Raw genomic sequence first — 7850 nt, 5'->3', positions numbered from 1 at the left:
GGACTCGGCCCCGGTAGCCCACTCCTCGCGCGGCTCCCGCTCCCCCGCCCACGCCGCCTCCTGGGGACCGGCCGGCTCGTACTGCTCGGGCACGCGGTACTCCGGAGAGCCGTACGGCTGACCCCCGTACGACTGAGCCTCGTGCCGCTGTCCTCCGTACGCCTCGGCCTCGTGCCGCTGACCCCCGTACGCCTGAGCGTCGTACTGCTGCGTCCCGTACGGCTGGGCCTCGTACTGCTGGGGGACGCCGTACCCCGGCGTCTCGCCCGCGCCCGCGCGCGCGTACGCGGGCGGCGCTTCCGCGGCGGCGCGCGCCGGAGTTCCACACCCGGGGCAGGCCAGGGCGCCGTTGAGGTGCCGTTGGCACGGGTGGCAGTAGTCCATGACGCCGGAAGACTAGATTCCCCGTCGGTCACGTTCCTAGGCGCCCCTGTGAAGGTTTCGTAGAACACGAAAGAATTCTCGAAAGGCTTGCCGAAACCGTTACCTGTTCGCCCCATTGACACCCCCACCGCCCCGTCCTTACTGTCACGCCAGCATTTCGAACGTGTGACGAAATCTCGAACAACCGAGGGGCAACTGCCGTGCGCATCACCGGAATCAGCACGCACGTGGTCGGCACGCCGTGGCGCAACCTGACCTATGTCCAGGTGCACACCGACGAGGGGATCACGGGAGTCGGCGAGACCCGGATGCTCGGTCACACCGACGCGCTGATCGGCTACCTGCGGGAGGCCGAGGCCAACCACATTCTGGGCTCGGATCCGTTCGCGGTCGAGGACCTCGTCCGCCGGATGAAGTACGGCGACTACGGCCGTGCGGGTGAGATCGTCATGTCCGGCATCGCGGTCGTCGAGACGGCCTGCTGGGACATCAAGGGCAAGGCGCTGGGCGTGCCGGTGTGGCAGCTGCTCGGCGGCAAGGTGACGGACCGGGTCAAGGCGTACGCCAACGGGTGGTACACGACCGAGCGAACCCCGGAGGCCTACCACAAGGCCGCCCAGGGGGTGATGGAGCGCGGGTACAAGGCGCTGAAGATCGACCCCTTCGGCACCGGGCACTTCGAGCTGGACCACGAGCAGACCCTGTACGCCGTCTCGCTCATCGAGGCCGTGCGGGACGCCATCGGCCCGGAGGCCGAGCTGATGCTGGAGATGCACGGCCGCTTCTCCCCGGCCACCGCCGTCCGGCTGGCCAAGGAGATGGCTCCCTACCGGCCGGCCTGGCTGGAGGAGCCGGTCCCGCCGGAGAACCTGAAGGCGCTTCAGAAGGTCGCGGCCAAGGTGGACATCCCGGTCGCCACCGGTGAGCGCATCCACGACCGCATCGAGTTCCGCGAGCTGTTCGACAGCCAGGCCGTGGACATCATCCAGCCGGACGTCGGCCACATCGGCGGCATCTGGGAGACCCGGAAGCTGGCCGCGACCGCCGAGACGCACTACATGCTGGTCGCGCCGCACAACGTGGGCGGCCCCGTGCTGACCGCCGCCTCCCTCCAGGTCGGCTTCACCTCGCCGAACTTCAAGATCCTGGAGCACTTCAACGACTTCGCCGACGCGGAGATCAAGAAGGTGGTCAAGGGGGCTCCGCAGGTCGTCGACGGGTACTTCCAGCTGTCCGACGCGCCCGGTCTCGGGGTCGAGCTGGACGTCGACGCGGCCGCCGAGTTCCCGCAGCAGCAGGCCCGGTTCGACCTGTGGGCCGAGGGCTGGGAGCAGCGCAGGCCGAAGGGGACCAAGTGAGCACCGCCGTCGTCGTGGAGGCCCCGGGCCGGCACCGGCTCGTGGCGCACACGCCGCGCGAGCCGGGTCCCGGCGAGGCGCTGGTGGCCGTGCACGCGGTCGGCATCTGCGGCAGCGACCGCGAGGTGTACCAGGGCAACCGGCCCGAAGGGTACGTCCGTTACCCGCTCACCCCCGGGCACGAGTGGTCGGGGACGGTCTCCGAGGTGGGCGCCGGGGTGCCGGCGGGGCTCGTCGGGCGCAAGGTCGTCGGCGAGGGTTTCCGCAACTGCCAGGTCTGCGACCGCTGTCACGCGGGCGAGACCACCCTGTGCACCGACGGCTACGAGGAGACCGGGTTCACCCAGCCGGGCGCCATGGCCGGCACGCTGACCCTCCCGGCCCGGCTGCTGCACGTCCTGCCGGACGACGCCGACCTCACCGCGGCCGCCCTGCTGGAGCCGGCCGCCTGCGTCGCGGCCGCCGCGCTGAAGGCCCGCGCCCTGCCGGGCGAGCGGGTCGCGGTGGTCGGCACGGGCACGCTGGGGATGTTCGCCGTGCAGTTCCTGAAGGCGGTCTCGCCGGCGGAGCTGCTCGTGGTGGGGACCGGGAACGACCGGGAGGCGCTCGCGCGGCGGTTCGGGGCGACCGGCTTCCGGCTCAAGGACCAGGAGCTCCCGGACGACATGGACGTGGTGATCGAGACCGCCGGGTCCGCGTCCGCCGCGCGCACCGCCGCCGCGCTGCTCAGGCGCGGCGGGCGGCTGGTGCTGACCGGGATCCCGGCGCCGGGCGCGGACGGGCTCGACCCGACCGATCTCGTCGTACGGCAACTGGAGGTGCACACCGTGTTCGGGGCGCCGCCGGACGCCTGGGCGCACACCGTGCGGGTCTTCGGCGCCGGGCTGCTGGACCCGCTGCCGCTGGTCACGCACGAGCTGCCGCTGACCGGGTTCCCGCAGGCCATCGAGCTGGTCGGAGCGGGTGATCCGAAGGTGGGCAAGGTGCTGCTCCGCCCCTGAAGACGTACGCCGGTCAGGGCGTGACCTGACGGCGCCCTGACCGGCGTACCACCACGGCCGCTTTTTCCGCAGCACGACCCGGGCCGTGTTCCGCCCCGAGCCGCGAACCTCGTCCGATATCTCGAACGTCTCGACCACGAAGGACAGCTTGTGACGACCGACGCTTCCGCCCCGGCGGCCCGCCGACCCGGTGAGCAGGCACTCACCGCCCTCGGCCTGGGCGCGCCCGCCCTCGACCCCGCCGACGCCTCCGCGCACAGCTTCCCGGGCGGCGGCCGCTGGCGCACCGAGATCCCCTCGTGCGAGGGTCCCGAAGCGCTGGCGGTCGTCCTGAAGGAGGCCTCGCGCCTCGATGTGCCGATCCACCGGATCAGCCAGGGCAGCGGCGTGTGGATGCTCACCGACGCCGAGATCACCGAGATGGTCGAGGCCACCGCCGAACGCGACATCGAGCTCTGCCTGTTCACCGGCCCGCGCGGCACCTGGGACATCGGTGGCTCGGTGCGGTCCGACTCACGGGGGGCCGGACTGCGCGCACGGGGCCACGACGCCGTCGCCGGCTGCGTCGAGGACGCCGTACGGGCCACCGAGCTGGGCGTGAAGTGCCTGCTGGTCGCCGACGAGGGCGTGCTGTGGACGCTGCACCGGGCCCGGGAGAACGGCATCGTCCCGGCCGACACCACGCTGAAGGTCTCGGCGCTCATCGGTCCCGTCAACCCGGCGTCGTACGCCGTCTACGAGCGGCTCGGCGCCGACTCCGTCAACGTGCCCAGCGACCTGACGCTGGATCACCTCACCGAGATCCGCCGGGTCTCCGCCGCCCCGATGGACATGTACATCGAGGCACCCGACGACCTCGGCGGCTATGTGCGGATGTACGAGGTCGCCGAGCTCATCCGGCGCGGCGCCCCGCTCTACCTGAAGTTCGGCCTGTCCAAGGCCCCCGGCATCTACCCGTGGGGCACCCACCTCAGGGACGTGACCCTGGACACCGCCCGGGAGCGGGTGCGGCGCGGCCGGCTCGCCCTGGACCTGCTCTCCCGGCACGGCGCGGACGGCGACATGGCGCCGCTCGGCTCCCGTCTGCCCGGCCCGCTCAACCGTTTCCCCACCACCGCCTGACCCCGCTCAACGACGAGAAGAACAAGGACGGATCACCATGCGCAACCGCAGAGCCGCACTCGCCGCGATATCCGGCGCCGCCTCCCTCGCCCTCACCCTGACCGCCTGCGGTCAGAGCGGCTCGGGTGGCAGCAAGGAGAAGACGGGTGACGTCAAGGGCGCCACCATCGGAATCGCGATGCCGACCAAGTCCTCCGAACGCTGGATCAACGACGGCAACAATGTCGTGAAGAACCTGCAGTCCATGGGCTACAAGACCAAGCTGGTCTACGGCGAGGACGACCCGAGCACCCAGGTCTCGCAGATCGAGAACCTCATCACACAGGGTGTGAAGGGCCTGATCGTCGCGGCGATCGACAACAAGTCGCTGAACAACGTGCTCCAGGAGGCGCACCAGGCGAACATCCCGGTGATCGCCTACGACCGGCTGATCCTCGGCACCCCCAACGTCGACTACTACGCCTCCTTCGACAACGAGAAGGTCGGTGTCCTGCAGGGCACCTACATCGTGCACAAGCTCGGCCTGGACGCCGGCAAGAAGGGCCCGTTCAACATCGAGCTGTTCGCCGGCTCCAACGACGACAACAACACCCAGTACTTCTTCAACGGCGCGATGAGCGTGCTCCAGCCGTACATCGACAAGAAGGAGCTGGTGGTCAAGTCCGGGCAGACCAAGCTCAGCCAGGTCACCACGCTGCGCTGGGACGGCACGACGGCCCAGCACCGCATGGAGGACATCCTGACCTCCGCCTACAAGAGCGGCCGGGTCGACGCGGTGCTCTCGCCGTACGACGGCATCTCCATCGGCATCCTGTCCGCGCTGAAGTCCGACGGCTACGGCTCGGGCAGCAACCCGCTGCCGGTCATCACCGGCCAGGACGCCGAGCTGGCCTCGGTGAAGTCGATCATCGCCGGTCAGCAGACGCAGACCGTCTACAAGGACACCCGGCAGCTCGCCAAGGTCGCCTCGACCATGGTCGACGACGCCCTCAAGGGCAAGAAGCCGCAGGTCAACGACACCAAGACCTACAACAACGGGACCAAGGTCGTGCCCGCCTACCTGCTCCAGCCGGTCAGCGTCGACAAGTCCAACTACCAGCAGGTCCTGGTCGACGGCGGCTACTACACCGCGTCCGAGCTCAAGTAAGCGCCCGCCCCTACGGATTGGAAGGCACGACCATGGCGGGACCCGTCCTGGAAATGCGCTCGATCGTCAAGACCTTTCCCGGTGTCAAGGCGCTGTCGGACGTCACCCTGACCGTCCGGCAGGGCGAGGTCCACGCCATCTGCGGGGAGAACGGCGCCGGCAAGTCCACCCTGATGAAGGTGCTCTCCGGCGTCCATCCGCACGGCACCTACGAGGGCGAGATCCTCTTCGAGGGAGAGGTGTGCCGGTTCAAGGACATCCGGGCGAGCGAGCAGCGCGGCATCGTCATCATCCACCAGGAGCTGGCGCTGGTGCCGTACCTCTCCATCGCGGAGAACATCTTCCTCGGCAACGAACACGCCACGCGCGGGTTCATCAACTGGAACGAGACCCTCAGGCACGGCACCGAACTGCTGCGCCGGGTCGGCCTGGACGAGCACCCGGAGACCCGCGTCGCCGACATCGGCGTGGGCAAGCAGCAGCTCGTGGAGATCGCCAAGGCCCTGTCGAAGGAGGTGAAACTGCTCATCCTCGACGAGCCGACGGCGGCCCTGAACGACGAGGACAGCGGCAAACTCCTCGACCTGATCCTGGAGCTGAAGAACCAGGGCATCACCTCGATCATCATCTCCCACAAGCTCAACGAGATCCGCCGGGTCGCCGACTCGGTGACGATCATCCGCGACGGGCGGTCCATCGAGACCCTCGACGTGAAGGCGCCGGAGACCACCGAGGACCGGATCATCAGCGGCATGGTGGGCCGCGACCTCGACCACCGCTTCCCGGAGCGGACCCCGCATGAGACGGAGGAGGGCGCGGCTCCCGCGCTGGAGATCCGCAACTGGACCGTCCACCACCCCATCGACCAGCAGCGCAAGGTCGTGGACGACGTGTCGATCAGCGTCCGGCGGGGCGAGATCGTCGGTATCGCGGGCCTGATGGGCGCCGGCCGCACCGAACTCGCGATGAGCGTCTTCGGCCGCACCTACGGCCGGTACGCGGGCGGCACGGTCCTCAAGGACGGCACGGAGATCCGTACCAAGACCGTCGCGGAGGCGGTGGAGCACGGCATCGCGTACGTCACCGAGGACCGCAAGCACTACGGCCTCAACCTCATCGACACCATCAACCGGAACATCTCGCTGACCGCGCTGCGGAAGGTCGCCAAGCGGGGTGTGGTGGACGAGCAGGCGGAGCGGCAGGTCTCCGAGGGCTATCGCACGTCGATGAACATCAAGGCGCCGACGGTGTTCGAGCCGGTCGGCAAGCTGTCCGGCGGCAACCAGCAGAAGGTCGTCCTCAGCAAGTGGATCTTCGCCGGGCCCGACGTGCTGATCCTCGACGAGCCGACCCGCGGCATCGACGTGGGCGCCAAGTACGAGATCTACACGGTCATCGACCAGCTCGCGGCCCAGGGCAAGGCGGTCGTCTTCATCTCCTCCGAGCTGCCCGAACTGCTCGGCATGTGCGACCGGATCTACACGATGGCCGCAGGACGGCTGACCGGTGAGGTGCCGCGGGCCGAGGCCACCCAGGAAGTGCTGATGCGCCATATGACGAAAGACAAGGCGAAGGACGAAGAGGTATCGCGATGAGCACGGATGTGACCGCCAAGAGCCCGGCCGCGGCGCCGCCGGGCAAGGACGGACCGGGCGGCGGGGGCCTGCTGCGGCTGGTGCTCGGCGGCCTGCGCCGCAACATGCGCCAGTACGGCATGCTGATCGCGCTCGGCCTGATCGTCGTCCTCTTCCAGATCTGGACCGGCGGCGACCTGCTGCTGCCGCGCAACGTCTCCAACCTGGTGCTGCAGAACAGCTACATCCTGATCCTCGCGATCGGCATGATGCTGGTGATCATCGCCGGGCACATCGACCTGTCGGTCGGCTCGATCACGGCGTTCGTGGGCGCATTCGCGGCCGTGCTGACCGTGCAGCACCATGTGGCCTGGCCGCTCGCCCTGGTGCTGTGCCTGCTGGTGGGCGCGGTGGCGGGCGCCGTACAGGGCTTCCTGATCGCGTACTTCGGCATACCGTCGTTCATCGTCACCCTCGCCGGGATGCTGCTCTTCCGCGGTCTGACGGAGATCCTGCTCAAGGGCCAGACCCTCGGCCCGTTCCCGAACGGCCTGCAGAAGATCGGCAACGGCTTCCTGCCCGAGGTCGGCCCGAACACCAACTACCACAACCTCACCCTGCTCCTCGGCATCGTCCTGGTCGCCGCCGTGGTGTGGCAGGAGGTGCGCGACCGGCGCCGCCAGCAGGAGTTCTCCCTCGACGTGGTGCCGAGGAACCTGTTCCTGCTCAAGCTCGTCGCGCTGGTCGCCGCGATCGTCGCCCTCACGATGCTGCTCGCCAGCTACGACGGCGCGCCGATCATCCTGATCGTCCTCGGCGTGCTGGTCGGCGGCTACGGCTACGTCATGCGCAACTCGGTCTTCGGCCGGCACATCTACGCCATCGGCGGCAACCTGCCGGCGGCCAAGCTGTCCGGTGTGAAGGACAAGCGCATCACCTTCCAGGTGTTCCTGAACATGGGCGTGCTCGCGGCCCTGGCGGGTCTGGTGGTCGCCGCCCGTCTGAACGCGGCCTCGCCGAAGGCGGGCGACGGCTTCGAACTGGAGGCGATCGCCTCCTCGTTCATCGGCGGCGCCTCCATGAGCGGCGGTGTCGGCACCGTACTGGGTGCCATCATCGGCGGTCTCGTCCTCGGCGTGCTGAACAACGGCATGAACCTCCTCAGCGTCGGCACCGACTGGCAGCAGGTCATCAAGGGCCTCGCCCTGTTGGCGGCGGTCGGCTTCGACGTGTGGAACAAGCGCAAGTCCGGTTCGTAAGCAAG

General features: G+C 69.1%; 7 protein-coding genes. 6 read left to right on the top strand and 1 reads right to left on the bottom strand.

Going from position 1 to position 7850, the window contains the following annotated elements; genetic code table 11:
* Positions 1-384: SCO2400 family protein (locus ABB07_RS26695; RefSeq protein ID WP_425264764.1), on the bottom strand; the 384-nt coding region annotated here is incomplete at its 3' end.
* 200 nt (positions 385-584) lie between these two features.
* Here ABB07_RS26695 and ABB07_RS26690 point away from each other — a divergent pair.
* The 6 genes from ABB07_RS26690 to mmsB all read left to right on the top strand — a co-directional run bounded on the left by ABB07_RS26690 (position 585) and on the right by mmsB (position 7845).
* Positions 585-1742: a mandelate racemase/muconate lactonizing enzyme family protein gene (locus tag ABB07_RS26690; protein WP_208901083.1), complete on the top strand. Its 1158-nt coding sequence runs from the start codon at positions 585-587 to the stop codon at positions 1740-1742.
* Positions 1739-2743 carry a zinc-dependent alcohol dehydrogenase gene (locus ABB07_RS26685; RefSeq protein ID WP_208901082.1) on the top strand — a complete coding sequence of 335 codons (1005 nt, stop codon included), beginning with the start codon at positions 1739-1741 and terminating at the stop codon, positions 2741-2743. The genes ABB07_RS26690 and ABB07_RS26685 overlap by 4 nt, the downstream gene beginning before the upstream one ends.
* A 150-nt stretch (positions 2744-2893) precedes the next feature.
* The gene (locus ABB07_RS26680; protein ID WP_208901081.1) at positions 2894-3865 is read left to right on the top strand and encodes a hypothetical protein; all 972 of its coding nucleotides are present in this window, start codon (positions 2894-2896) and stop codon (positions 3863-3865) included.
* A gap of 37 nt (positions 3866-3902) precedes the next feature.
* Positions 3903-5012, top strand: coding sequence for a multiple monosaccharide ABC transporter substrate-binding protein (gene chvE / locus ABB07_RS26675; protein ID WP_208901080.1), 1110 nt, complete (start codon positions 3903-3905; stop codon positions 5010-5012).
* 32 nt (positions 5013-5044) lie between these two features.
* On the top strand, positions 5045-6607 hold the full coding sequence (gene mmsA / locus ABB07_RS26670; protein WP_208901079.1) for a multiple monosaccharide ABC transporter ATP-binding protein: 1563 nt from the start codon (positions 5045-5047) through the stop codon (positions 6605-6607).
* The gene (mmsB, locus tag ABB07_RS26665; RefSeq protein ID WP_208901078.1) at positions 6604-7845 is read left to right on the top strand and encodes a multiple monosaccharide ABC transporter permease; all 1242 of its coding nucleotides are present in this window, start codon (positions 6604-6606) and stop codon (positions 7843-7845) included. The genes mmsA and mmsB overlap by 4 nt, the downstream gene beginning before the upstream one ends.
* Positions 7846-7850 lie beyond the last annotated feature (5 nt).

The organism is Streptomyces incarnatus (assembly GCF_001027185.1).
Classification (GTDB): Bacteria; Actinomycetota; Actinomycetes; order Streptomycetales; family Streptomycetaceae; genus Streptomyces; species Streptomyces puniciscabiei.
Note: the sequence above shows the minus strand (reverse complement) of the source record. Positions and strands in the feature narration are given on the sequence as shown.